Consider the following 25,434-nt stretch of genomic DNA (forward strand, 5'->3'; position numbering starts at 1 on the left):
ACATAGTCCTCAATCCGCGCAGGAAGCAGGCTGGCTTGATCCCGGCTCTCGCCGGCCTTGAATGGGCGATTCGTCATGAACCGAATCGTACATCAATTGCGGCAAATGCCGAGTTCTTGCCCAGCCTCGTCGGGCAAATCAATTGGGACAAAGGCCGAGTTATTTCCATTCGGTCAGCGCGCGTAAGAGACCCTCCGCTGCATGACAAGGCAGTGTCTGCTTCCGCTCGAAAATCGGACATCGGCGCAGGACGAAGGCATATCCGCCGTGCCATAAGCGGACATCAGGGAACTTCCCGGAAGCGGACGCATTGTCGATTGCGGGGGGACGTGAGTCTGGCTTTGCCAAAGGGACATAGCGCCCCGACAGTTGGTGTCACGGTTGCGCGCAGACGCATTCAATCTTTCTTTGCCGGAAAAGGATAGCGAGTTGACGGAACGAATTTCGTTGGAGGGGAAGGTCGCGGTCGTGACTGGGGCAGGCCGCGGGCTGGGGCGGGCATACGTCGAACTCCTCGCCGAACGCGGGGCCCGGGTCGTGGTGAACGACCTGGGGACCGACGTATCGGGGTTCGGGAAGGACTCCACGATAGCGGAACAGGTCGCCGACCTCATTCGGTCGCGTGGAGGCGAGGCCATCGCGAATGACAGCGATGTCTCCAGTCCTGAAGGTGGCAGCGACTTGATCGCGACGACCATCAAGCATTTCGGGAGGGTAGACCTTCTCGTGAACAACGCTGGTATCTGCGGAAGCCAGCTATTCGAGGACGCCACCCTTGATGATTTCGATCAGTATTGGCGCGTGCACCTCGGCGGGCCGGTCAACACGGTGAAGGCTGCCTGGCCGTACATGGTCGCACAGCACTATGGGAAGATCATCCTCACGACTTCGGTCGCCGGGCTGCTCGGAATACGGGGCCAGGCCACCTATGCGGCGGCGAAGTGCGCAGTCGTCGGATTGATGCGCATTCTTGCAATTGAAGGTGCCGAGCATGGGATTCTCGTGAACACCATTTCGCCAGCCGGGTATACGAGGATGCACCCGGCGGCGGTTGCGGATCCCGCCTGGCTGAAGCAGAGCGAAGCCACCATGCCGGTTGAGGCTGTTGCGCCAGCGATCGTCTGGCTGGCAAGCGATGGTTGCTCAGAGACGAACCGCATCTACAACGTGGAAGCTGGAGCAATCCAACGTATCGCTATCGTCATGGGACCTGGCTTCAATGATCCACATCTGACACCCGAGAGCATCGCCGAGAACTACGCAAAGGTCGAATCGATCGAGGGCTTCTTCGAGCCGGGTCCGTTCGAGCCCGGTCAGATACCCGCGACGGCGAAGTCTTGAGGAACGAGGTTAGGTCATGGCGACGTTCGACTCTGGCAGACAGTGTTAATCTATGAACTTCTATGCAAGTCATCGGCGGCCGCTCCAGCGGCGGAGCTACACTGGCCGCCCAGGCAGACCTGCTGAAGGTCAGCTAAGGGGCATTCTCGACTGAGCCAGCCAGTCCTGCCTGCCATTCGATGTCACATGCGTCGCGCGTAGCCTATTGCTGCGATCTGCTTTCAAGCAGCCGGTCGCGGACCTCCTCCGATACAAAGCGCTCCGCCCGCTGCCATGCCTCGTCATTGTCGCCGCGGAACTGGAAGTATTTCCGGAACACGACGCGCTGGGATGTTGCATCGATAGCAGCAGTCCCCGCTACCTGCACCAGCGTGCTCACCTTGTGAACGACACCGATGATCAGGATCTGCGTGCCCGCCTGTGACGCCGCGCGCAGCCGATCGCGCAACGCCGGTCCGTCGGCCGGACAATTTGACGCGCAGGAGGACGGCACAAGCTCAAAACGGCGGTCTGCCGTGACGTCGTCCCGCAGCGCGGTCATGAAAGCCCGCAATCGCTTTTCATGCGCGGCCGCCTGATCGGTGGGCTCGTTCGACGTGTCGATATAAATGAAATCGTCGACGGAGACAGCCAAGGCGTGGTCGGCGGTCGCGCCGGATGCATCTGAGATGAGGCTGGATCCCAGGAACAGACCGGCTGTGGTAACAGCGTGCAAAAGGGAGCCGTGGCGCATGGCGATGACTCGATCTCCCCCTACTCAGGCCATCTTAGAAGATCGATTCTTTCCGCCTCCTGTCGAAGAAATTAATCCTTGGTAACGCTACGCGGCCGCCATGGCAGCGCAGCGCTAATGTCTGCAGTGGATCAAAAAGCGACATGACGGAGTCGTCGCTCCACATCGGCGTGCCCTGATGGCGCTGCGCTGGGTCTCATATTCAGCTTACGTCGCATATGGGTCATTCTCGACTGAGGCGGGCGTCGGCTCAGGACAGCCCAAGTTGGCGTAGGTGCGCCCTCCCGTCAAAACCCGTTTGGCCCCGCCGCCTGATCTGTCGTAGATTGTGCCGTAGGTTGGATTACGGGCCATGGTGCAGGAGCGGCCAGTCCGGGTCGAACGCAGGTTGTCGGCGATATTGGCCGCCGACGTGGCTGGCTATTCGCTGCTCATGCATATTGATGAAGAGGCAACGCACGCCAAACTGACAGCGCTCCTGACCGGTGCCGTTGCTCCCGCAATTGGTGAGCACGGCGGCCGCGTTGTCAAGAACACGGGGGACGGCTTCTTGGCGGAGTTTCCGAGCGCTGTCGAAGCGCTTCGTGCTGCTGTGCAATTCCAGACTCGCATCAAAGAACTTACGACCGGCGATGCGGACGACAGGCGGATTGCTTTCCGGGTGGGCGTCAATATCGGTGACGTGATTGTCGAGTCCCATGACATCTTTGGCGATGGGGTGAATATTGCGGCACGGCTTGAGAGCATCGCAGAACCTAGCGGTATCTGCATCTCGTCCTCGGCGTACGATCAGGTTGTGGGAAAGATCACGGTCGAGTTCGTCGATCTGGGCGAGCAAAACCTTAAGAACATCGCCCGCCCAGTCCGCGCCTATGCGGTAGTCCGGGGGGAGCACAGCCCGGCAACATATGCTGAGCGCGGAAGGCCGCGTGCCCTTTCGGCGCCTCGTCTTTCAATCGTTGTGTTACCTTTCGCCAACCTCAGCGGCGATCCCGAGCAAGACTATTTCGTTGATGGTGTGACCGAGAGCCTAACCACGGATTTGTCCCGCATAAGCGGCTCATTCGTGATCGGCCGACACACGGCATTCACCTACAAGGGCAAAGCGGTTGACCTCAAGCAGGTCGGGCGGGAGTTAAACGTCCGCTACGTGCTCGAAGGTTCTGTACAGCGCAACGACAAGCGGCTTCGGGTTAACGTCCAACTTATCGATGCTCAGACCGCCAATCACTTGTGGGCCGAGCGTTTCGACAAGCCCGTTGCCGATCTGTTTGATATGCAGGACGAAATCGTGTCGAGGCTTGTCAATACGCTGGATGCCGAGCTGATCGCGGTCGAGGCACAGCGAGCGGAACGCTCGTCCCATCCGGACGCTATGGACTTGTACTTTCGAGGTATCGCGCGCTTACACAAGGGACTGACCAAGGAACACTTGGTGCAAGCGCGCGGCTTTTTCGAACGTGCTTTGACGCTCGATCCGAAAAATGAACGAGCGATGGTCGGTATGGCATACGTGGATCTGACAATGGGGATCGACCTGTTCTCCGATGATCGAGCCGCGAGCTGTTCGGCCGCCGAGGCGACCTTGACTAAGGCGCTATCCCTGGCTTCGGGATACGCGGTGGCTCACATGCTTATGGGCGCGGTCCATATTTTCACCGCCCGCGAGCCGCAGGGCATCATCGAATGCAAGCATGCGTTATCGCTGGACCGAAATTTGGCGGACGCTCATGGCTGGATCGGTCTTGCCAAACATTTTCTCGGTTGCTCGGAGGAAACCGAGGCACACGTTTACGAAGCGCTGCGCCTCTCGCCACGCGATATCCTCGCCTACCGATGGATGATGATTGCCGGCATTGCCAAGCAGCAACTTAATGCGGACATAGAAGCGGTCGCTTGGCTGCGCCGCAGCATCGAGGTCAACCGCAATTTTCCCCTCGCACATTTCAACCTTGCTGCTTCCTTGGCGCTGCTCGGCCGTCTGGATGAGGCGCGGACTGCCGCCCAGGCGGGACTTGCACTTGACCCAAGGTTCACGATCCTTCGCCTCCAGCGCAGTCGATCGAGCGGCAATCCGACTTACTTCTCCAAACGCGAGCGCGTTTATCAGGGCATGCGCTTGGCCGGGCTGCCGGAGGGGTGATGTCCAAAAAGCGACATGGCTGAGTCGTCGCTCCACATCCGCTTTATCCTCCAAAGCGGACAATCCGGGGTTTGCAGCAGGCGCAACTTAACACGCCGTGCCAGAATGCTGCGATACGACCCGTGGCCATTCACAGCACGAACGGCACGACCATGCTGTTCGCCGCGGGCAGTCCGGATGTTTGCGGGGAAAGTTGCCCGCGTCTATCCAAGCGCGGCTTTGTCGGCCCCTCAACCCGGCCTTCGGAGGCCTTGACAGCCGTCGACATGCCCGACCACACTAGCACCGCCCGGTCATGCGCGTGGGCACCGCTCACATTGGGTTTCATGCACCGTTGATGCGCTGGTTGCGAACGAACAGGCATTTTGGTGCGCGCCTTGCGTTGATCGCGGTCGCGCTGCAATTGGTGCTGACGTTTGGCCACGTGCACATCCGCGCGGCGGCCGCCGCCTCGACGATTGAAGCGTCACATTCGAACCACACGACCCCGCGCGGTTCCCGCCACAGCGGGCTCGGCGATTCCAACTGTCCGATCTGCGCGCTGATCCAGCTCAGTGCAATATCGGCGCCGTCGGTTGCGCCCGAGCTGCCGCTGCCGGTAGCAATCGATTTGATTACCCTGCGGCCCGGCAGCATGCTCGCGGTCGCGATCGCGCCGACGGCGTCATTCCAGGCCCGCGCGCCACCCGCCGCCTGAGGCGGGTGCCACCGGCGGCCGCTGCCTCAAGGCACCCCCAGGAACTGCATGAGCCGGCTTGCGTCAGACGACCTTCGTCTGCGCGCGCCATTCCCAAATCCATTCGGACGAGATTGCAGATGCTCGTCGATTCGCATTCAAAGACCGCGAGCCCGGACGATCCCGGCGCGGCGGCTCACGCCGGCGGCAAGCGCGCACGCACGCCGACATCACGAGCGATGGGCCTGACCTGGCTCGTGGCCGTGCTGCTCGTGGGGATCGCGCTCTATGGGTTCCGCGGCGGTCCCGCCGGTCGTCCCGAAGCGCCGACGAAAGCCGTGCCGCTTGTCCGCTCGGGCGACGCCATTGCGGTGCCTGAAGCATCACCGGTGCGCGGCAAGCTCGTGATCGCGCCGGTGGTGGCGCGCGACGTTCCGCGCGACCTGACGCTTCCCGCCGTCGTCGAAGCCGATCCGGCGCACCTGGTCAAGGTGGCGCCGCCGCTCGCGGGGCGGGTGACGCAACTCAAGGTCACGCTTGGCGAACAGGTCAAGGCCGGCCAGCCGCTGTTTGTCATCGACTCGCCCGATCTCGCCGCCGCCTATTCCGACTACGACAAGGCCAAGGCGCTGCTGGCGCTCGCGCTCAAGAATCGTGACCGCCAGCGCGGCCTTTTGAAGTTCGGGGGCGCGGCGGAAAAGGACGCGCAGCAGGCGGAGGCGGATTATGTGTCGGCCGAGGCCGAGGACCAGCGCGCCACCGCGCACCTGAAGCAGATCGGTGTCGATCCGGAGGCCGCCAACAAATCGCGCATGGTGACCGTGGTCGCGCCGATGGAGGGCAGTATAACCGATCTCGGCGTCGCTCCCGGCGAGTACTGGAACGACTCGACACAAGCGCTGATGACGATCGCAGACCTCAGCAGCGTCTGGGTCACGGCGAACGTTCCGGAAAAGGACATCGCGCTGATCAGCAAGGGACAAGCGGTCGACGTCGAATTGGTTGCGTATCCCGGCAAGGTGCTGCATGGCACGGTGCTGTTCGTGAGCGACGTGCTCGACACGGACACGCGCCGCATCAAGGTGCGTATCGCCTTCGACAACCCGGATGGCCGGCTGCGGCCGGGCATGTTTGCGACCGCGACGTTCCGCGCCGCAACGCAGAAGCTTGCGATTGTACCGACCAGCGCCTTGGTGCTGAAGGACGACGCGACGCAGGTCTTTGTCGAGACGGCGCCTTGGCAATTCGAGCCGCGCACCGTGGATATCAAGTTCCAGCAGGGCGAGCAGGCGTTTATCGCAAGCGGCGTCAAGGCCGGCGATCGCATTGTCGTCAAGGGCGGAGTGCTGCTCGGTGATTGATTGGCTTGTCACCCTCGCGCTTCAGAAGCGCCGCGTTGCGGCGATCATTTGCGCCTTGACCGCAATCTATGGCGCCTATTGCTGGAGCCGGCTGCCGATTGACGCCTATCCCGACGTCGCCGACACGTCATCGCAGGTCGTGACGCAGGCGCCGGGCCTCGCGGCCGAAGAGGTCGAGCAGCAGGTCACGATACCGCTCGAGCGCGAGCTCAACGGCACGCCGGGGCTTGCCATGATGCGCTCGCGCAGCACCTTCGGCCTTTCGCTGATCACACTCGTGTTTCGCGACGGCATCGAGGATTACTGGTCGCGACAACGTATCATGGAGCGAATCCAGAACGTGGCGCTGCCGCCGGGACTCTCGCCCGGTCTCGATCCGCTGTCCTCGCCGACGGGACAGATCCTCTATTATATCCTGCAATCCGACTCCAAGAACCTGCGCGAGCTCTCCGAGATCGAACAGTGGACCGTCATCCCCGCCATCAAGCAGGTGCCGGGGGTCGCCGACGTCTCGAACTTCGGCGGCGTTACCACCCAGTTCCAGCTCGAGCTCGATCCGCAGCAGCTCATCCGCTTCAACCTGTCGCTGAAGAACGTCACCGATGCGATCTCGGCCAACAGTGCGAGCGCCGGCGGCAGCGTGCTCAACCGCGGCGAGCTCGGCTACGTCATCCGCGGCATCGGCCTGGTTCAGACTCTCGACGATCTCGGCAAGATCGTGGTCGCCCAGCACAACGGGACGCCGATCTTCGTGCGGGATCTCGGCAAGCTGAAGCTTGCGAACCAGGAACGTCACGGTATTGTCGGTAAGGACGACATCAACGACGTCGTCGAAGGCACCGTGTTGCTGTTGCGCGGCGAAAATCCGTCTCGCGTCCTCAACGGCGTGCATGCCAAGATCGATGAGCTCAATGCGCGGCTGAAGGCCGACGATGTGCAGATCGTGCCCTATCTCGACCGTTCGAAGCTGGTCGATGCCACGGTCAACAAGGTCGGCACGACCATCCTCGGCGGCGTCTCGCTGGTTCTGGTGATTCTGATCCTGTTTCTCGGCAGTCCGCGCAGCGCCCTGATCGTCGGCGTCACGATCCCGTTTGCGATGGTCGTGACCTTCATCCTGATGCGCCACACCGGCGTCTCGCTGAACCTGCTGTCGCTCGGCGCGATCGACTTCGGCATCATTGTCGACGGCTCGATCGTGATGGTCGAGGCGATCTTGCGTCGTCGCGAGGCGAGGCCCGACGAGCCGCTCGCCGAAGCCGACATCCGCGACGCGGCGCGCCAGGTGGCGCGGCCGATCTTCTTTGCCACCGCCGTCATCATCACCACCTACCTGCCGCTTTTCGCGCTGGATCGGATCGAAGCCAAGCTGTTCTATCCGCTGGCCTACGCGGTCGGCTACGCCCAGTTCGGCGCGCTGGCATTCGCGCTCCTGGTCGTACCGGGGCTTGCCTTCGTCGCATATCGCCGGCCGCGGCGGCTGTTTCACAATGTGGTGCTGCATCGCCTCGAGCAGCGCTACCGGATCGCGCTGCAGGGATCGCTGCGCCGGCCGCGCATCGTCTACACGCTGAGCGCGGCCGCGGCGATCGCGGTTGCGATCCTCGGCGCGACGGTGTGGCGGGAATTCCTGCCCGAGCTCGACGAGGGGGCGATCTGGCTGCACGCCGACATGGCGCCGGGAATTTCGCTGCAGAAGGCAACCGAGATGGTTGCCGATCTCAGGCGCGTTGTGAACGCGTTCCCGGAGGTGTCGTATGTCGTCAGTCACATCGGTCGCAACGACGATGGCACGGACCCGTGGACGCCTTCTCACATGGAGGCCGCGGTCGGATTGCACGATTACAGGAGCTGGCCCGCCGGCGAGACCAAGCCGGAGCTGATCCGCCGCATCAAGGCGCGGCTCGATCAGGAGCCGGGTTTCGAGATCGCGATCAGCCAGCCGATCATCGACAGCGTGCTCGACAAGGTGTTCGATCCGCACTCCTCGCTTGCGGTCAAGGTGTTCGGCGATGATCTCGGCGAGCTCAGGCGGATCGGCAACGCCATCATCGGCATCCTGAAGCGCACGCCCGGCGTCACCGACGCCGCCATCGATCAATATACGCCACTGCCGCAGATCTCGATCAAGGTGAACCGCGAGGCGGCGGCGCGCTTCGGCATCAACGTTGCCGACATCGCGAACCTGATCAGCACAGGGATCGGCGGCGCCGCAGTGAGTCAGGTCTTCATCGGCGAGCGGCACTACGACGTCACGGTGCGCTTTTCGCCGGATGCGCGGAACAGTCCCGAGGCGATCAAAAGCCTGGTTCTGACCTCCAGCGACGGCGCGCTGATTCCGCTGTCGCAGGTCGCCGACGTCTCGTTCCGGACCGGCGAGAGCATGATCAATCGCGAAATGGACCAGCGTTACCTGCTGGTGAAGTTCAACTACGTCGACCGTGATCCGGTCGCGCTGGTGCACGAGCTGAGCCGCACCGTCGCCCAACAGGTGTCGTTCGACAAGGAGAAATACCGGATCGTGTGGAGCGGCCAGTACGAAGGCGAACAGCGCGCCGAGGCGCATTTCCGCGTGATCCTCGCCATGGTGCTCGGCGCGATGATGGTGCTGCTCTATGCCGAATTCGGCGCGCTCCGACAGGTGTTGCTGGTGCTCGGCGTCGTGCCGCTGGCGACGCTCGGCGGGCTATCGGCGCTGCACCTCACCGGCACCACGCTGAACGTGGCCTCTGGCGTCGGCTTCATCGCGCTGTTCGGGGTCGCGGTCATGAACGGCGTCATCATGGTCGCGAACCTCAACCGGATCCGCCAGCAGGGGCTGCCGCTCGCCGAGGCGGTGCTGACCGGCGCGAGCGAGCGGCTGCGGCCGGTCTTGATGACGGCCGCGGTCGCGACTGCCGGCATGCTGCCGGCCGCGCTCGCGACCGGCGTCGGCAGTGACGTGCAGCGCAGCCTTGCGACCGTCGTCGCGGGCGGCTTGATCCCGGCGACGCTGCTGACGCTGTTCATCATTCCAACGCTGTACTTCGCGATCGAGCGCCGTGCCGAACAGCGCAGCGTCGTTCCGGGCAGCGCCGCGGTCAGCGAAGGCTGAGGGAAATGTGGCGGATTACGCTCACGCCAATCCGCCCTGCGCACTGCTCCGGGTCACAGCACGAACGGCAGGATCATGCTGGTTCGCCGCATATAGGCCGGATACTGCGCCGGAAACAGCTCGCACATCAGCTCTTCTTCGCGCCGCGCGCTGTAGACGAAATAGGGCGTGAACAGAATGAGAGGCAGCACCCAATAAAAACTCTGGCCGATCGCCGAGCCCAGCATCGCCAGGATGATGCCGGTGTAGATGGGGTGACGAACGAACGCGTAGGGTCCGCCCGTCACCAGCTCTGGATTCTCTTTCCTGGACATCGGCATGCCCCAGTTCCGGCCGATAGTGACGCGGGCAAACACGGCCAGCGCGATGCCAAGCAGCACCAATGCTGTTCCGATCGCACCGAGGGTCATGCTGTGCGCCTGATAGGCCTGCACGGCCCGCAAGCCGTGACCTTTTCCGAAGATTTGAAAGACAGCAAGCGTCAGCACGATGACGCCCACCCGCAGCAGGCCTTGCCGCCACCAGGCCGTCGCTACGACATTGCGCTTGGCGCGCAGCGCGGAAACGCCCCAGTAGACGAGGAAGGCGAGCCAGAGCACCGGAATGATCGGTTGAAAGATCGTCATGGCGGGAATGGGCCGACGTGAGGAGGATGGTTCCGCGGGCGAGATTACATCACCACCGGCTTGTCTGACAGCTCGTTCGGATGCGCCCCGCTAGCCGGGAAATATTTCGCAAGCTCGCGCGAGACCGCCTCGATGCCTTTGATCACACCGGTCTCGAAATTCCTACCCCGGAAATCGGCCTCCATGTCGCGGCAGATTTTCTCCCAACCTTCGCGACCGACCTTCGCATCGATGCCGCGGTCGGCGATGATCTCGACCTTGCGGTCGGCGAGGAGCAGATAGATCAGGACGCCGTTGTTGTGGGCGGTGTCCCAGATCCGCAGATGCGAGAAGATGTCGAGCGCGCGATCCCCCGCCGAATGATTGCGCAAGAGCGGCATGCCGTCGAGCGCGCCTTCCACCGCGAAGCGCACCTGGCCCGAATGCGTCGCCTCGCCGGCCTTGGTCGCGGCCTCGATCTTCGCCAGCACCTTGGATGTGAACACGCGCCGCGCGCGCCAATGGTGCTCGACGAGATGTCTTGCGATGCGCCCGATCCTCATGGCCTACCAGCTCCCCGACGCACCGCCGCCGCCGAAATCGCCGCCGCCACCGCCGCTGTCGCTCGAGCTCGAGCTGTCGCTGCTCCAGCTGCTCCCACCTCCGCTCCAGCCAGAGGACGAGGGACCACTGTAACCGCCGCGGCCCGGCGGTCCCGCGGAGGCAACACTGCCCGCGATCAGCACGAACAGGAACGCCACGCCGCCGATCACAACGCCCGCAAGCAGCGATCCCACCACAAGCCAGGCGATCACGCCGACCAACCCGCCCGCCGCCCCCGCGCCGATCAGCGGACCCAACATCGCGCGCAGGACGACTCCGACGAAGATGGCGCCCACGACGAAGAACGGCGCAATTGACGAAAGCATGTTCCAGTCGACATCGGACCCGTGCGAGGCCTCGGGCGCGGGCGCCGGCAAGGGCTCGCCGTCGATGACGCCGATCATGCGGGTCAGGCCGGCGCTGATGCCGCCGGCGAAATCGCCGGTCTTGAAGCGCGGCGCGATCACCTCATCGATGATGCGCCGGGAGGTGACGTCGGTGAGCGCGCCCTCGAGCCCATAGCCAACCTCGATCCTGAGCTTGTGATCGTTCTTGGCGATGACGAGCAGCGTGCCGTCGTCGATCTTCTTGCGGCCGATCTTCCAGGCTTCGGCGACGCGGATCGAATATTGCTCGATGGTCTCCGGCTGCGTGGTCGGCACGATCAGGACCGCGATCTGGCTGCCCTTGCGCTGCTCGAAACTCCTGATGCGCTGGTTCAGCGTGTCGATGGTGTCGCTGGTCAGCGTGTTGGTCAGATCGACCACGCGGCCCTTGAGCTGTGGCACGTCAACGTCGGCCAGCGCCGCCTGCGCAAAGCACAGGAGGAGTGCAAGCAGGACGGTTTTGATCGTGTTCACGCTGATCGCACCATCGCTCATCGGGTTACTTCGCAGGCGCCGGGTTGAAGTCCACCTTGGGCGCGGTCGAGATTTCCTTCTCGTTGTCGACGGTGAAGTTCGGCTTCTCCTTGTAGCCGAACACCATCGCCGTCAGATTGTTCGGGAAGGTGCGGATGCCGACATTATAGTCCTGCACCGACTTGATGTAGCGGTTGCGCGCCACGGTGATGCGATTCTCGGTGCCTTCGAGCTGCGACATCAGATCGCGGAACAGCGCGTCCGATTTGAGCTGCGGGTAATTCTCGGTCACGACCAATAGCCGCGAGAGCGCGCTTGTGAGCTCGCCCTGGGCCTGTTGGAATTTCTGGAACGCGGCCGGATCGTTCAGGACTTCCGGCGTCGCCTGGATGCTGCCGACCTTGGCGCGCGCATTGGTGACGCCGATCAGCACGTCCTTCTCCTGCTGCGCAAAACCCTTCACCGAGTTGACGAGGTTCGGCACGAGGTCGGCGCGGCGCTGATACTGGTTGACCACCTCCGACCAGTTCGCCTTGACCTGCTCGTCATTGGTCTGAATGGCGTTGTAGCCGCAATTGCTCAAGGTAAGGCACGCCAGCGCCGCCAGCACGGTCAAAAATCTGCGCATCAAATATCTCCGGTTACGGTTCCGTGCCGGAACGTATCAGAACCGTGCCGTCAGGTAAGAGGGGAAGCCGGCAGGGAAATCGCAATTGGTGCCGGCGCTTTGTCGCGCCGGAAATGATACCGGTTCAACCACTACCGTCGTCATTCCGGGGCGCCACGAAGTGGCGAGCCCGGAATCCACCGGGCCGCAGAGAAGGTGGATGAATGGATTCCGGGCCTGCGCCTTGCGGCGCATCCCGGAATGACGAATGAGTGAGCATACTTTACGCGGCCGTCGCCTTCGCGTCCCTGATCGCGGTCCAGACCTTTTGCGGGGTCAACGGAGTCGGCAATTGGGTGATGCCGAACTCGGCGAGCGCGTCCATCACGCCGTTGGCGATGCAGGGCGGGCCGCCGATCGCGCCCGACTCGCCGCAGCCCTTGGCGCCGAGCGGATTGGTCTTGCACGGCGCGGAGCCGTCGAGCGTCACCGCGATCGGCGGAATATCACCGGCGCGAGGAATGCAATAATCCTGATAGGTCGCGGTGAGCAACTGCCCCTCGGCGTCGTAGGCGACGCCTTCATAGAGCGCCTGCCCGATCCCCTGCACGACGCCGCCATGCACCTGCCCCGTCACCAGCATCGGATTGACGGCGCGGCCGACGTCATCGACGGTGGTGTAGCGCACCACGCGGGTGACGCCGGTCTCGGGATCGATTTCGACCTCGCAGATATGGGTGCCGTTCGGCCAGCTCGGCCCGTCGACCTGGCCTTCGCTGTCGACGGAGAGACGCGCGCCATCCTCCTTGCCGGCGATCTCGAACAGGCTGATGCGGCGGTCGGTGCCGACCACGGCGAGGACGCCGTCGCGATATTCGATATCGTCGATGGACGTTTCGAGCAGGTGCGAGGCCTTCTCGCGCGCCTTGTTGATGAGATCATTGGTGGAGACCGCGACCGCCGTGCCGCCGACGAACAGCGAGCGCGAGCCGACGCTGCCGAAGCCGGTGGCGAGATCCGTGTCGCCCTGCACGACATCGATCCTGTCGAGGGGAATGCCGAGGCTGTCGGCGATCATCTGGCTGTAGGTTGTCTGCAGGCCCTGCCCCATCGCCATGGTGCCGGAATGCAGGATGACGCGGCCTTCGGCGGTGGCGTGCAGCGAAACCTTTTCGTTATGCACGGTGCCGCCGGTCCATTCGATGTAGCTGGTCAGCCCGCGGCCATAGAGCAGGCCTTTCTTCTTCGCCGCGCGCTTGCGTGAATTGAAGCCGTCCCAGTCCGACATCTTTGCGGCGCGATCGAGCATGTGCGCAAACGCACCGGAATCGTAGACCTGGCCGACGGCGTTGGTATAGGGAAGCTGCGCCGGCTTGATGTAGTTCACCTTGCGGATCGCGCGCGGGTCCATGCCGATCTGGCGCGCGGCGGCATCCATCAGCCGCTCGACGATGAACACCGCCTCGGGCCGGCCCGCACCGCGATAGGCGCCGACCGGCGCGGTGTGGGTCATCACCGATTTCACCTCGAAATGCACCAGCGGCAGGTCGTAGACGCCGGTCTGCACGAACGGCCCGAGCACCAGCGGAATGATGTTGCCGGTGCCGGACAAATAAGCGCCGGTGCCGCCGACCGAGCGCACGCGATAGGCGAGCACGCGGCCTTTCTCGTCAAGCGCGAACTCGGCGGTCGAGGTGAGATCGCGGCCATGGGTGCCGCCGACGAATTCATCGGTACGGTCGCCGCGCCAGCGGATCTTCTTGCCGAGTTTTGTCGCGGCATAGGCGACGATGCCGTCCTCGGGATAGAGGCTGGTCTTCTGGCCGAAGCCGCCGCCGATATCGCCGACCAGGACGCGCACGCTGTCCTTCGGACGCCTCAGGATGGCTTCCGCCAGGAGGTCGCGGGTCGAGCCCGGGGTTTGCGACTGCACGTGAAGCAGGAGACGCCCGGTCTTCTTCTCGATCTCGGCAATGGCTGAGCGCGGCTCCATCGCGGATGGCACCAAACGCTGGCTGACGAGATCGAGCTTTACGGTGTGCGCGGCTTTCGCGAACGCCTCTTCCACCTCGGCGGCATCGCCATAGCTCATGGCGGCGACGATGTTGTCGGGCGCATCGGGCCAGACCGCGGGCGCGCCGGGCTTGATGGCTTCCAGGGGATCGACCACCGACGGCAGCACCTCGTAGTCGATCTCGATCGCCTCGGCCGCGGTTTGCGCCAGCACGCGCGAGGTCGCCACGACCGCCGCGACCGGCTCGCCGGCAAAGCGCACAATCTCATGGGCGAGCAGCCGGCGCGGCGGCACCGTCATCGGCGAGCCGTCCGGCCGCTTGAAGATCGCCAAGGTCGGCAGCGTGCCGATCTCGTCCTTGATCAGATCCCCGCCTGTGAGCACGGCTTCGACGCCGGGCATGGCCGCGGCCGCGCGGGTGTCGATCCGTTTGATCTTCGCATGCGCATGCGGCGAGCGCAGCACATGGAGCCAGAGCGCGCCGTCTTCCGGCTTGTCGTCGATGAACTGTCCCTTCCCGGTGAGCAGCCTGAGATCTTCCAGGCGCTTGACCGGCTGTCCGGCGCCGAAACGCATATTGCCGGGAAGAATATTCATAAATCTGATCCTTTGAGTTTCCTTGAGCTGGCGGGGGGTTTTAGCGGATCGACGGCGGTGAAGCCAACCCCGCCTTTTGAGCCGGCTCTGCGCAACAAATGGCCTCAGCCGGTCGCAGGCTGCGTGAAACCAAACCGCGGCTCTCTCGTTCATTTATCGAGCCTGGCCGCATGTCGTGGCGCTGAAAGGGCTCTAGGACGACGAGCCAGCAGCCAGCACTCCCGCCGCCTTCGACAAGAGCAGCGACGCAAAGGGTCTCGAAGGGAGTTCTCAGGATGAACAGGACAAACTTCAATGTCGGGTTTGCCGTCGCGGCGGTCTTTGCCGTGCTGCTGATCCAGTACGTTTTCATGACCTTCCACCAGGTCGCGACGATTCCCTATAGCCAATTCCAACAACTGCTCCAGCAAAACAAGATCGAAAGCGTCGCCGTCTCCGATCGCTTCCTGCAGGGCACGCTGAAGGAGCCGCTGCCGGGCGGGCAGAAGCAGTTCGTTACGACACGGGTCGATCCGGACATCGCCGGCGAGCTGCAGAAACATGGCGTCCGTTATACCGGCCAGGTCGAGAGCCAATTGCTGCCGGAGCTGCTGTCCTGGTTCATGCCCGTGCTGCTCTTCTTTGGCATCTGGTGGTACATCGGCAGACGCTTTGCGCAAGGGCAGGGCCTTGGCGGCGGCGGGCTGATGTCGATCGGCAAGAGCAAGGCCAAGATCTATGTCGAGGCCGACACCGGCGTGACGTTCGCGGACGTCGCCGGTGTCGATGAAGCCAAGGACGAGCTGCGCGAGATCGTCGATTTCCTGAAAAACCCCACCGACTATGGTCGGCTCGGCGGACGCATGCCGAAGGGCGTGTTGCTGATCGGACCGCCGGGCACAGGCAAGACGCTGCTGGCAAAGGCGGTCGCCGGCGAAGCCAAGGTGCCGTTCTTCTCGATTTCGGGCTCCGAATTTGTCGAAATGTTCGTAGGCGTAGGCGCGGCGCGCGTGCGCGACCTGTTCCAGCAGGCGAGCCAGAAGGCGCCGGCCATCATCTTCATCGACGAACTCGACGCGCTCGGTCGGGCGCGCGGGATCGGTGGCCCTTTTGGGGGCGGCCATGACGAGAAGGAGCAGACGCTGAACCAGCTTCTGGTCGAGCTGGACGGCTTCGACTCGCGCACCGGTCTCGTCATCATTGCCGCCACCAACCGGCCCGAAATTCTCGATCCCGCGCTGCTGCGCGCCGGGCGCTTCGACCGGCAGGTTCTGGTGGACCGGCCGGACAAGAAGGGACGTGCCGACATTCTCCGCGTTCACATGAGGAAGATCCACCTCGCACGCGATGTGGACCAGGAGGTCGTCGCCGGACTGACGCCGGGCTTTACGGGAGCGGACCTCGCCAATCTCGTCAACGAGGCGGCGCTGCTCGCGACCCGCCGCGGCGGCGATGCGGTGACGCTTTCCGACTTCAACAACGCGGTCGAGCGGATGGTGGCCGGACTCGAGAAACGCAACCGCCTGCTCAATCCGAAGGAGCGCGAGATCGTCGCCTATCATGAGATGGGCCATGCCCTGATCGCGCTGGCGCTGCCCGGCGCCGATCCCGTGCACAAGGTGTCGATCATTCCGCGCGGCGTCGGCGCGCTCGGATACACCATTCAGCGCCCGACGGAAGACCGCTTCCTGATGACCAAGGAGGAGCTCGAGAACAAGATGGCGGTGCTGCTTGGCGGCCGCGCCGCCGAGTTGATCGTGTTCGGGCATCTCTCCACGGGCGCCGCCGACGATCTCCGGAAGGTGACGGACATCGCGCGCAGCATGGTGACGCGGTACGGCATGTCGGACAAGCTCGGCAGCGTCGCCTATGACCGCGAGCCCAGCAGCTTCATTCCCGGCGAGCCGCGCTCACCGTTCCATGAACGCGACTATGCCGACGAGACCGCGGCCACTGTTGATCACGAAGTCCGCAAGCTCATCGATTCCGTGTTCGAGCGCGCTCAGGGTCTGTTGAAGGCGCGGCGTTCGATCCTCGACCGCGCGGCACGAACGCTCCTGGAAAAGGAAACGCTGGAGCAAAGCGATCTCGCCGCCCTCGTCAAGGATACGCCGAAGGAGGGTTTGCGGGCGGTGTGAAGTGCTCTCCTCTCCCCGTTCTTGCGGGAAGAGGGTTGAGGTGAGTGTGTAGGGTGGGCAAAGCGAAGCGTGCCCACCATCTAGAGCAGAGATCGCGGGAGGTGGGCACGGCGTGTGCGCGCCTTTTGCCCATCCTACGAAGGCCTCACTCCACTTCCCGCAGCGCATCTTCCACCACCTTCCGCTGCTCCGCTGTCAGCGCGGCCTGCGGCGGGACGGGATCGCCGACGTCGTAGCCCTGGATCGCAAGCCCAGCCTTGATGCAGGCGGCGAGGTTGAAGCGGGCGAAGGCCTCGTTGATGCGCCAGTGTGTAGGGTGGGCAAAGCGAAGCGTGCCCACCATCTAGAGCAGAGATCGCAGGAGGTGGGCACGGCGCGTGCGCGCCTTTTGCCCACCCTACGAAGGCCTCACTCCACTTCGCGCAGCGCTTGCTCCACAACCTTGCGCTGCTCCGCCGTCAGCGCGGCCTGCGGCGGGACGGGATCGCCGACGTCGTACCCTTGGATCGCAAGCCCAGCCTTGATGCAGGCGGCGAGGTTGAAGCGGGCGAAGGCCTCGTTGATGCGCCAGAGCTTTCGTTGCAGCACCATCGCCTCGTCCCAGCGCTGGCGGCGGCAGAGGTTATAGAGCGCAACGCTCTGTTTCGGGATGATGCAGGCAGGCCCTGCCATCCAGCCCACGCCGCCAATCAGCATCACGGCGGCGGGAATGTGCGCCGAGGCGGAGAACACCTTGATGTCATCGCCGCTGGCGTTGAGGATCGAGAGCAGCCGGCCGGTGTTGGTCGAGGCATCCTTGATGTAGCCAATGCGCGGATGGCGCGCGAGCCGCGCGATCACGTCCAGGGAGAGATCCGAACGCTGGAACTGCGGATTGGTGTAGATCACGACGGGAATGTCGACGGCATCCGCAATGGCGCGGAAGTAAGCCTCGACCTGCGCGTCGGCGAGCGGGAAATAAGCCTCCAGGATCGCGAGAATGCCGTCGGCGCCAAGCTTTTGATACGCGCGCGCCTGCGCAACCGCATCCGCCGTCGATGTCGAGACCACGCCGGCGACCACCGGCACGCGCTTTTGCGTAGCCTCGATCGCGGTGCGCACGATCGCCGAGCGCTGCTCGCTATTGAGATAGGCGAACTCGCCGGTCGAGCCGAGCGGCGTCAACCCGTGCACGCCGGACTTGATGAGATCGTCGCAGAGCCGCGCCAGCACGCTCTCGCGGATCCGGCCGGACGAATCGATGGGGGAAACGAGATAGGGAAAGACGCCGTGGAAGTCGGACATGACGGCGCTGATATAGCGGGCTCACACAGGCTCCTGCAAGCTATGCCGAGCTGCTTTTTATTTGCGCATGATCTTCTCGGAAAACCGCTACACACTTTTCCGGATCATGCGCCAGGCGATCTCACAAAAGCAGATGGCCCGCGGCGCCGGGAGCCGCGGACCATCTCCCGATCATCGCCGGAGGCGATCACCAGGCGTAGCGATGGGGGACGGCGACGACCGGCGCACCGTAAACGACGGGAGCACCGTAGCCGTAGTCATAAGGACCATATCCATAGCCATAGCCATAGGCACCGGCGGCAACGGCCGCAGCGGTCGCAGCCACTGCAACGGCGGCAGCAGTGCCGGCACCATGATGCAGCCGCAGGCCATGGGCTTCAGCGGGGGCGCTGGCGGCAGTGGCCAGCGCCGCGACGGCAGCAATCGTCAAAACAAGCTTCTTCATGATGGCATCCTTTCCTTCGGGGTCCCGTCAGGGAGCGTCACGGATGGTGAGTGATCGATCCGTCATCGAGAGGCTACGTATGTGGAGGAGCCGGATATGTGCCGGACGTCACACTTGGGCGCAGCGCAGCCGAACCCGTGACGCGAGCCGTTGCGACACCCTCGTCTTGCGCCTCACGTTCAGGACAGGAATGCTCGGTGGAGCGACGCGCGAGATACGCGCCTCGCGCGCCGGAAGCGTTACTTCAGCCCGTCGAGCTTGTAGGAAGCCTGCACGAAGCCGCCATAGCGCTCGGTGCGCACCGGCAGCGTCTGGCATGGGCAGCCCTGGCTGAAGGCATCTGTGGTCGCGCCGGGCGCCCACATCGCCCAGTAACGGCCGCCCGCGCCGACATTGAAGCCGTTGGCGAAGGCATAGGACAGGATCGCTTCGAGCTGCACGCCCTGCCCGCCGCCGGTCTCCGGCGAAATCGTGTTGCTCATTTCGGTCCGCAGCAGATGGTTGTCGGTGCCGCGGAAGGCCACGAAGGGCAGATAGGCGGCATCCGCGGTGAGCTTGAGCCGATCCCACACCGTCACCACGCCGTTGACGCCGAGCCGGAACGAATACCATTTGTCGTCCTCGGTGATCCCCAGCAGAGTGGAAGGAAGTGCCGGAGAGCAATCGGAGAAGCTATTGGCGATCTGCGTGCAGCCATAGGCCGACTTGTTCTCGCGATAATAGTTGAAGCCGACAAAGCCGCCGACATTGGCGCTCGGTCCGCGGAACAGCGAATAACCGGCATCGAACGTGCCGTAGGCGAGATCGCCCTTGGTCGTCGCGAGCGTATTGGAATAGGGAATGTTGATGGCGGGAGCATTGGGGAAGGAAAGCGCAAAGTCCTCATCATGCTGATTGCCCGACAGGATCGTTCCGCCGCCGGCAAAACCCTTGACGAAGATATTCGAGGCGGTATCGATACGGCCGAATACTTCGCCGGTCGCCGCCGTCGAGTTGTAGGTGAGGCGCGAGACCAGGAGGTTCGGCGTCGTCGGATCAAAGCCGCCAAGGTCCTTCTGGAAGCGTCCGGATGAATACCAGACGCGCCCGCCGACCTCGATCTCGGAGTCGGGGATATAGGCGCCCTTCAGATGATAGTCGGCCGCTGCCGGCTCCCAGCGCGCATACATGTCCTCGCCGATCTTGTAGTTCAGGCCGACTTTGACGGTCTGCATGTTCTGGCTGATGCTCGCATTGCCGCCGGGCGTTTGCACATAGCTGAGAACGAACGGCGGGAGTGTCTCAAACAGGCTCGCGGGCGTCGCCATGTTGAGGTTGCCAAACTTCGCATAGTCATATTCCAGCCGCAGCGACCAGGCCGGTGTCAACGCGCGATCGATGCCGGCGCCAACGGTCCATCCCCAGCGCAGGCCGTCGAAGCTCGTCACCAGAGGCGTGATCAGTCCATTGGTCGTGATGTCGACGCGGTCATTGAGCCAAGCCAGACCGCCCTTGACATAGAACAGGTCGCGTCCGTGAGGACCTGTCGCAAAGCCCAGGCGCCCCGTCATGCTGCCCATGGCCTCCGGCCGAACGCGGCAATTCGCGGGAATGAGATTGGGCGACGACGCAAGGCAGGTCGCCGAGCCGTCGGCGCCCATGGCGCTGGCATCCGCCTCGGCCCCGACGACAAAAGCCGTATTCGGAATCTGCCAATTATAGCCGACCTGCAAGCCGCCAAGCACGGCGGGGCTGCGAATCGTGTTGCCGAAGATCGGCGCACCCGCGGGATCGGTGAGCTGCGCCGAGCCAAACCCGGCGCCGACATGGCCGCCGACGTAAAGCCCGGTCCAGGACCACACCACAATGGGCACCGGCGGCACCATCGGCATGTCCGCCGCATGGGCGAAAGACGAACCGACAGCGAGCGCGAAAGCCGCCGTAACAACCTTTTTCACGACACGACCCGAGCTTGTTACCGGTACGAACCGTTAACCAAGATCGGCGGAAAAGCTTAAGAAAGGCTGAGCGGTGAGGTTTGGCTAACCATGATTTTTAAGCCGGCATTTGCCATGCCGGCCTCGGCCCGGTGAGGTTGCGTTAACCTTAATTCTTAAAATTCGATTCACACTTTGCGTTCATGATTGCCCCGCTTGGTCGGCGGCCCAAGCGCCAATGTGCGTGAGCAAGTTGGGGCCGACCAGACGATGCCGGATCATGTTGCGACAGCTTCGCGGATCGCGCGCCGCCTTGCGGCCGCGTTTTCCGTGCTTGCCGCGCTCGATGGATGCGCGCCTGCGCCGGCACCGGAGGCCGCGCAGGCGGCGGTGGCCCATTCCCACACGGAAATGCAGGAAAGCCCGATTTGCCGGCCCGATCCTGCCCTGCTCACGCCGCAATCCGCGCCCGATTGCAAGTTCGGGCGGCTGGATCTGAAGACGCTCGATCCCGATCAATGGGCGCGCCTCAAGATCGAATATGAACGGCAATGCTACCAGCGTGCCGAAAAGGCAGTTCGCGGGCGGCTCCGCCTGCTCCAGCTCGCTCTCAGATGCGACGCCGGGATGGCGCGGCGCCAGTGATGCACAAAGGGCCGTTCCCGCACACGTCGTGGCCGCCAACGTGCACAATTCAGTCATCTTTTCGCCGCCTCGAACGGCGACTATCCACGCCATCAGCGCCTGGTTCTCCACTCAAATCGCGGCGGGGGTTTGAGGAGATTTGTAACGGTAGAGTAGTCGCGAGTTTCGACGATGGAGACGCTGTACGATTTGCTCGGCGCGCTGCCGCGCGACGACGCAGATGAGCTCAGGGCCGCATTCCGTCGTGCCGCCAAGGGAGCTCATCCCGATCTCAATCCAAGCGATCCCGACGCTGGACAGAAGTTCAGGGAGATCGTGCGCGCCAACGAAATCCTCGCCGATGAGGAACAGCGCGCGGCCTATGACCATCTGCTCGACCTCGCTCACAAGGAGCGGAAGCAGGAAGCTACCGCCAAGGCGATGCACAAGGCGGCCACCAGCGTCATCGCGCTGGTCGTGGCAACCGGCCTCGGCCTTGGCGGCTACGTCGCTTCCAAGTCTTCGCCGCGGTTTTCCAGCGCGCTGAAGCATGTCGCGGACATCGCCTTCGTCCAGCCGGGCGATTTTATAAGCGTTCCGACAACAACGGCAAAGGCGCAGCCGGCGCCGGTCGTCGATGCGAAGGCCGAAGCCACGCCCGCGGACGTGGAGACGGCTTCAGCCGAGCCGCCGCCAGCGCCGAAAACCGAAACGGCAAGTGCTGCGACCGACGCGATCGTGCCGATTGCCGTCACGCCGATTACGGTCGTGCCGGTCGCAGTCACCCCACGAGTCGAGCCGGAGACACCAGCAGCCGCGAAAGTCGGCCCGCCGCTCGAGATCGCGCCCGGCGACGCCAAGGTCTATCGCGAGCGCGGCATCTTCGCCTATCGCAGCGGCGATCTCGGCGGCGCGGTCGCCCAGTTCGACCGCGCCATCCTGCTCGATCCGAAATTTTCCGCCGCCTATGTCGACCGCAGCATCGTGCTCTATCGGCTGAGGAAGTTCGAGCGCGCCTTTGCCGACATCGCGCAGGCCAGGCGGCTGGAGAAGGCGAAGACCGCCAAAGCCGCGGCGAAGAAGCCCAAGTCGCCGTCGGCAACGGCAACGTTCGGCTTCCCGTTCTTCCCGCGACGCACCGCAAAGCTGGCGGCAACCACACCGTAGCTTGCGCCGCGACAAAGCGCGATAGGTTGGTCCAGAAACAGCATCGGAGGTTCACCTCTCCCATAGGGAGAGGTGACGGAGTTCGCTGCAAACTGATTCAATCAACCAAAGTTCGCCACGCTAGCCCGTAGCCCGGCGCGGCGCTGCGTTCGAAGACGCTTCAGCAGAATCCGGCGCCGGGATCTGCAACAAGATCTTCTGCGACGTTGGCGCGACCTCGATATCGCTTTCCTGGAAGCGCCGCTTCATGCGGCGGTTGAATTCGCGTTGCACCGGCCAGCGGCCAGAATCCGTGCAGCGGATCTGACCGACGATCGACGCCATCGAACCGTCCACCTTGTCGACGCCCCACAATTCGAGATCGCCGCGGATCACGTGGCGATATTCCGCCTCGCGGCGCATTTCGGCGACGATGTCCTTGAGGATCTGACCGACGCGGTCGGTGTCCTCCTTGTAGGCCACGTTGACGCTGACGGCGGCGTTGCCCTCGCCGCGGCTCGCATTGGTGATGGTCGTCACCGCGCTGAAGGGAACGATATGCAGCGAGCCGTCGCCGGCGCGCAGGCGAAGGGTGCGGATCGAGACGTTCTCGACCGTCCCCGTCAGTCCCGACACGCTGACGACATCGCCGACCTGGACGGTGTTTTCCAGGAGCAGGAACAGTCCGGTGATCAGGTCCTGCACCAGCTTCTGCGAGCCGAAGCCGATCGCGATGCCGACGATGCCGGCGCCTGCGAGCAGCGGCGCCACGTTGACGCCGATCTCGCTCAGCGCCGTCAGGCCGACCACCGCGATGATCACGCAGAGCAGTGCCGTCCGCAGCATCGGCTGGAAGGTGCGCAAGCGAGCCGCGCGCGCATAATGGCCTTCGCGCGTGAGCAAGTTGACCTGGCGGTCGAGCAGCGCGTTGCTGGCTTCCCAGATCGCCGCCGCCGCGGCGGCAGCGATGCCGATCGTTACCACGGCCGACAAGAGCCGGCTCCCGATCTCGCCACCATAGAACCAGACGATGGCGTCGACGCCCCAGACCTCGAGCATGGCGACGAAGCCGATGAAGGCGATCACGGAAGCGACGATCCTGCGGAGCAGCGGCAGATAACGGTTGGCGCGGGCTTCGAGGCCGGGAAAGCGCTGCAGGATCTCCGGCTTGATGGAAAAGCCGCGATCGATCAGGCCCAGTGCGACGATGGTCGCCAGGCGCGTGACCAGCGCTACGACGATGGTGGCGACGAAATATTGCAACAGCAGCGAATAGCCGTTGTGGATGTTCAGCGCCCACACCGCCCAAAGCGCGAGATCGACGGCGATGGCGAGATAGTGCCAGAGCCCGGCGGCGCGGTTGCGCAAGCGAGCGGCCAGTCCCGTGCGGTTGGCCGGCGCGCGGATGAGCTCGGCAACTTGCTTGCGGCACTGCAGGATAATGACGACGATGAAGAGATGCACTACAAGCATCACCAGACGCAGCACCGTCAGATAGCCGCCGTAGTGCAGACCGAGCAGCAGCGCCACATTTGCGAAGGCGATGCCGGAGACGCCGACGGCGAGAATGCGCCGCGCCCAGATCTCGATATAGGCGGCGGTCTCGGCGCGAACGCGGAACAGGCCGAACGGTCCGGCGAGCGCGCGCACCGCACAGATCAGCACGCGCGAGAACGCATAAGCGTTCACCACCGCGAGGATGACAAGCCGCGTGGTCGCAAGATCGCCAATCTCGGTGCCGAGTAGTGCCGTGGCAACACCGATGAAGACGAGCACCGGGAGCAGCTCGAGCAGGAGATGCCCGAGCACGAAGGGCAACCGCACCAGCGATTGCCAGGCACGCGTCAGCGACAGCCGCCGTCGATGCCGCTCCGGCTCGGCGATGACGTCAGCAATGGACGATGGCGGATCGGCCATCACGATCGAGGCCTGAGGCGCCTTTGCCGACTGCGGCAAGCGTGCTTCCAGGAGCGCAACCGGACGCCTGATCAGGCGGAAGATCAGCCATTCCGCGATGAAGGCGCAACCGAACACCAGCGCCAGCTTCCAGGCGGTGTCGAACAGCTGATGATAGGCGTAGGGGTCGTTGGCCGTGCGCAGGAACCAGTAGTAGAACGCCTTGAAATGCGTCAGCGACCGCGCCACGTCTGCGATCTCGCTTGAGATATCGTGGACCTGCTCGGACACCGTCAGCAGCAATTGCGCGCCGAGACTGTCCGCCGCGAGCGGAATGTGGGGCTTTGCGGGTGGCGCGGCCGGCGCCGGGTTTTGCTGTTGCGGCGAGGCCTTGGCAATCGCGCGCAGCGTATCGATCATCTGCGCGCGTTTGGTGTCGTCCTGCAGCGTCTCCAGGGCACGCCTCGCCTGCGCCGGCGTCAATGCATCGGTCTTTTCCGCGGCAGGAGCAGACGGCGCGGCTGCGGTCTGGGCGAAAGCGGGAAGCGCAAACAGCGCCGCGGCAAACAGAACCAAGGCAAAGAGTTTTTGCGACACGAAGACCTCATTCTTGTTCGTTGCGCGAGAGCAAACCGGTCTCGATCTGTTCTCACTTGCGTCCTGCCGGGGCCGCCCCTTTCTCCGCGATCGTGTGTCGGAAGTTTGCCAATCGAACGGCAATGTCTTGGCAATGGCCCTGGCAATGGCCGTGGCGATGATTCGTATGCCGCGTCACTGAGGTGTCGCGGCGTCGAAAGCTGCGACAGCGCCTGGCTTGCGAAATAAGCCGCCTCGCCAGTCGCCGCTGTTGGCCACATGTTGGGGCGGATCGCCCAGGCCGCCAGACCACGGCGGATTCAAAAAATGTTACTTGTGCTGCGACCGCGACAGTCCGACGACGATGCCGGCGATCGGGATGCCGAACATGATCGCATGGGCCAACAGCTCCTTGACGACCACAGCGAGGGAGAAATCCGGATTGGCGGCGTGGGACAAGGGCACCACGACGAGATTCATGACCGCATAAGCGATGACGCCGAACACCGTGCCGCCGACGAGCCAGCGCTCTCGCAGCAATTTGTTCCCGGCCGCAGCTTCTCCGTAGATGGCTGCAGCGATGATCGAGATGGCGTAGTGCAGGCAGACGCCGAGCACCGCAGTCGGCGCTCCGCCGCTGAACGCGCGTTCGCCGATGAGGCCGGACGCGATCGACTGCAAGCCATGGGTGAGAGTTCCGCCGAAGATCATGCCTGCGGCGATGAGATTGGTGGTTCCCGCCACAAGCCCCGCGGCGATGCTGGCGAACCCTCTTCGAGCCGCGCCTGACAGCATG

The 25,434-nt window shown here is 63.7% G+C and carries 19 protein-coding genes and 1 pseudogene; 8 read left to right on the forward strand and 12 right to left on the reverse strand.

Annotated elements, in window-relative coordinates; translation table 11 throughout:
* Positions 1-429 precede the first annotated feature (429 nt).
* Positions 430-1,341, forward strand: a complete 912-nt coding sequence (locus VKR55_RS15315; protein ID WP_324404746.1) for an SDR family NAD(P)-dependent oxidoreductase — start codon at positions 430-432, stop codon at positions 1,339-1,341.
* 202 nt (positions 1,342-1,543) lie between these two features.
* Here VKR55_RS15315 and VKR55_RS15320 read toward each other — a convergent pair whose 3' ends face one another.
* Positions 1,544-2,074, reverse strand: a complete 531-nt coding sequence (locus tag VKR55_RS15320) for a DUF2380 domain-containing protein (protein ID WP_324404747.1) — start codon at positions 2,072-2,074, stop codon at positions 1,544-1,546.
* Positions 2,075-2,426: 352 nt separating this feature from the next.
* Between VKR55_RS15320 and VKR55_RS15325 the strand changes: the two genes are divergently transcribed.
* The 4 genes from VKR55_RS15325 (at position 2,427) to VKR55_RS15340 (ending at position 9,348) form a co-directional block, all read left to right on the forward strand.
* A complete protein-coding gene (locus tag VKR55_RS15325; protein WP_324404748.1) occupies positions 2,427-4,217 on the forward strand; it encodes an adenylate/guanylate cyclase domain-containing protein in 1,791 nt (596 codons plus the stop codon).
* A 346-nt stretch (positions 4,218-4,563) separates the two neighbouring features.
* Positions 4,564-4,914 (forward strand): hypothetical protein, encoded by a 351-nt coding sequence (locus tag VKR55_RS15330; protein WP_324404749.1) that lies wholly within the window; start codon positions 4,564-4,566, stop codon positions 4,912-4,914.
* A gap of 119 nt (positions 4,915-5,033) precedes the next feature.
* Positions 5,034-6,254: an efflux RND transporter periplasmic adaptor subunit gene (locus tag VKR55_RS15335; protein WP_324404750.1), complete on the forward strand. Its 1,221-nt coding sequence runs from the start codon at positions 5,034-5,036 to the stop codon at positions 6,252-6,254.
* Positions 6,247-9,348: an efflux RND transporter permease subunit gene (locus VKR55_RS15340; protein ID WP_324404751.1), complete on the forward strand. Its 3,102-nt coding sequence runs from the start codon at positions 6,247-6,249 to the stop codon at positions 9,346-9,348. The genes VKR55_RS15335 and VKR55_RS15340 overlap by 8 nt, the downstream gene beginning before the upstream one ends.
* 53 nt (positions 9,349-9,401) lie before the next feature.
* Here VKR55_RS15340 and VKR55_RS15345 read toward each other — a convergent pair whose 3' ends face one another.
* From VKR55_RS15345 to VKR55_RS15365, 5 genes are all read right to left on the reverse strand, one after another.
* Complete coding sequence (locus VKR55_RS15345) at positions 9,402-9,974, reverse strand: methyltransferase family protein (RefSeq protein WP_324404752.1); 573 nt, start codon at positions 9,972-9,974, stop codon at positions 9,402-9,404.
* Between the two features lie 44 nt (positions 9,975-10,018).
* Complete coding sequence (locus tag VKR55_RS15350) at positions 10,019-10,516, reverse strand: TPM domain-containing protein (RefSeq protein ID WP_324404753.1); 498 nt, start codon at positions 10,514-10,516, stop codon at positions 10,019-10,021.
* A 3-nt stretch (positions 10,517-10,519) separates the two neighbouring features.
* Entirely contained in the window at positions 10,520-11,437 is a 918-nt protein-coding gene (locus VKR55_RS15355) for a TPM domain-containing protein (RefSeq protein ID WP_324404754.1), read from the reverse strand.
* A 4-nt stretch (positions 11,438-11,441) separates the two neighbouring features.
* Positions 11,442-12,044 carry a LemA family protein gene (locus VKR55_RS15360; protein WP_324404755.1) on the reverse strand — a complete coding sequence of 201 codons (603 nt, stop codon included), beginning with the start codon at positions 12,042-12,044 and terminating at the stop codon, positions 11,442-11,444.
* Positions 12,045-12,306: 262 nt separating this feature from the next.
* Positions 12,307-14,634 carry a xanthine dehydrogenase family protein molybdopterin-binding subunit gene (locus tag VKR55_RS15365; RefSeq protein ID WP_324404756.1) on the reverse strand — a complete coding sequence of 776 codons (2,328 nt, stop codon included), beginning with the start codon at positions 14,632-14,634 and terminating at the stop codon, positions 12,307-12,309.
* A 275-nt stretch (positions 14,635-14,909) separates the two neighbouring features.
* Here VKR55_RS15365 and ftsH point away from each other — a divergent pair, with 275 nt between their 5' ends.
* Positions 14,910-16,751: an ATP-dependent zinc metalloprotease FtsH gene (gene ftsH, locus VKR55_RS15370; RefSeq protein ID WP_324404757.1), complete on the forward strand. Its 1,842-nt coding sequence runs from the start codon at positions 14,910-14,912 to the stop codon at positions 16,749-16,751.
* A 145-nt stretch (positions 16,752-16,896) separates the two neighbouring features.
* On the opposite strand, the pseudogene VKR55_RS15375 reads toward ftsH, so the two are convergent.
* The 4 genes and pseudogenes from VKR55_RS15375 to VKR55_RS15390 form a co-directional block, all read right to left on the reverse strand.
* Positions 16,897-17,058 (reverse strand): annotated as a pseudogene (locus tag VKR55_RS15375) (dihydrodipicolinate synthase family protein); the annotation flags it as partial.
* A 101-nt stretch (positions 17,059-17,159) separates the two neighbouring features.
* Positions 17,160-18,035, reverse strand: coding sequence for a dihydrodipicolinate synthase family protein (locus VKR55_RS15380; protein WP_324404758.1), 876 nt, complete (start codon positions 18,033-18,035; stop codon positions 17,160-17,162).
* A gap of 187 nt (positions 18,036-18,222) precedes the next feature.
* On the reverse strand, positions 18,223-18,480 hold the full coding sequence (locus VKR55_RS15385) for a hypothetical protein (RefSeq protein ID WP_324404759.1): 258 nt from the start codon (positions 18,478-18,480) through the stop codon (positions 18,223-18,225).
* Positions 18,481-18,719: 239 nt separating this feature from the next.
* The gene (locus VKR55_RS15390; protein WP_324404760.1) at positions 18,720-20,417 is read right to left on the reverse strand and encodes an outer membrane protein; all 1,698 of its coding nucleotides are present in this window, start codon (positions 20,415-20,417) and stop codon (positions 18,720-18,722) included.
* A 249-nt stretch (positions 20,418-20,666) separates the two neighbouring features.
* On the opposite strand from VKR55_RS15390, the gene VKR55_RS15395 reads away from it, so the two are divergent.
* Together VKR55_RS15395 and VKR55_RS15400 are read left to right on the forward strand one after the other, a co-directional pair.
* Positions 20,667-21,041 (forward strand): hypothetical protein, encoded by a 375-nt coding sequence (locus VKR55_RS15395; protein WP_324404761.1) that lies wholly within the window; start codon positions 20,667-20,669, stop codon positions 21,039-21,041.
* 171 nt (positions 21,042-21,212) lie between these two features.
* Positions 21,213-22,187: a DnaJ domain-containing protein gene (locus VKR55_RS15400; RefSeq protein WP_324404762.1), complete on the forward strand. Its 975-nt coding sequence runs from the start codon at positions 21,213-21,215 to the stop codon at positions 22,185-22,187.
* A 120-nt stretch (positions 22,188-22,307) separates the two neighbouring features.
* Here VKR55_RS15400 and VKR55_RS15405 read toward each other — a convergent pair whose 3' ends face one another.
* Positions 22,308-24,659 carry a mechanosensitive ion channel family protein gene (locus VKR55_RS15405; RefSeq protein ID WP_324404763.1) on the reverse strand — a complete coding sequence of 784 codons (2,352 nt, stop codon included), beginning with the start codon at positions 24,657-24,659 and terminating at the stop codon, positions 22,308-22,310.
* Positions 24,660-24,968: 309 nt separating this feature from the next.
* Entirely contained in the window at positions 24,969-25,433 is a 465-nt protein-coding gene (locus VKR55_RS15410) for a hypothetical protein (RefSeq protein ID WP_324404764.1), read from the reverse strand.
* Position 25,434 lies beyond the last annotated feature (1 nt).

The organism is Bradyrhizobium sp. (assembly GCF_035309285.1).
Taxonomy (GTDB): domain Bacteria; phylum Pseudomonadota; class Alphaproteobacteria; order Rhizobiales; family Xanthobacteraceae; genus Bradyrhizobium.

Excerpts from the sequence above, each read along its gene's own strand:
- VKR55_RS15320 (WP_324404747.1), bottom strand. The coding sequence starts at position 2,074 with ATGCGCCACGGCTCCCTTTTGCACGCTGTTACCACAGCCGGTCTGTTC.
- VKR55_RS15325 (WP_324404748.1), top strand. The coding sequence starts at position 2,427 with ATGGTGCAGGAGCGGCCAGTCCGGGTCGAACGCAGGTTGTCGGCGATA.
- VKR55_RS15335 (WP_324404750.1), top strand. The coding sequence starts at position 5,034 with ATGCTCGTCGATTCGCATTCAAAGACCGCGAGCCCGGACGATCCCGGC.
- VKR55_RS15345 (WP_324404752.1), bottom strand. The coding sequence starts at position 9,974 with ATGACGATCTTTCAACCGATCATTCCGGTGCTCTGGCTCGCCTTCCTC.
- VKR55_RS15350 (WP_324404753.1), bottom strand. The coding sequence starts at position 10,516 with ATGAGGATCGGGCGCATCGCAAGACATCTCGTCGAGCACCATTGGCGC.
- VKR55_RS15355 (WP_324404754.1), bottom strand. The coding sequence starts at position 11,437 with ATGAGCGATGGTGCGATCAGCGTGAACACGATCAAAACCGTCCTGCTT.
- VKR55_RS15360 (WP_324404755.1), bottom strand. The coding sequence starts at position 12,044 with ATGCGCAGATTTTTGACCGTGCTGGCGGCGCTGGCGTGCCTTACCTTG.
- VKR55_RS15365 (WP_324404756.1), bottom strand. The coding sequence starts at position 14,634 with ATGAATATTCTTCCCGGCAATATGCGTTTCGGCGCCGGACAGCCGGTC.
- ftsH (WP_324404757.1), top strand. The coding sequence starts at position 14,910 with ATGAACAGGACAAACTTCAATGTCGGGTTTGCCGTCGCGGCGGTCTTT.
- VKR55_RS15380 (WP_324404758.1), bottom strand. The coding sequence starts at position 18,035 with ATGTCCGACTTCCACGGCGTCTTTCCCTATCTCGTTTCCCCCATCGAT.
- VKR55_RS15385 (WP_324404759.1), bottom strand. The coding sequence starts at position 18,480 with ATGAAGAAGCTTGTTTTGACGATTGCTGCCGTCGCGGCGCTGGCCACT.
- VKR55_RS15395 (WP_324404761.1), top strand. The coding sequence starts at position 20,667 with ATGCCGGATCATGTTGCGACAGCTTCGCGGATCGCGCGCCGCCTTGCG.
- VKR55_RS15400 (WP_324404762.1), top strand. The coding sequence starts at position 21,213 with ATGGAGACGCTGTACGATTTGCTCGGCGCGCTGCCGCGCGACGACGCA.
- VKR55_RS15410 (WP_324404764.1), bottom strand. The coding sequence starts at position 25,433 with ATGCTGTCAGGCGCGGCTCGAAGAGGGTTCGCCAGCATCGCCGCGGGG.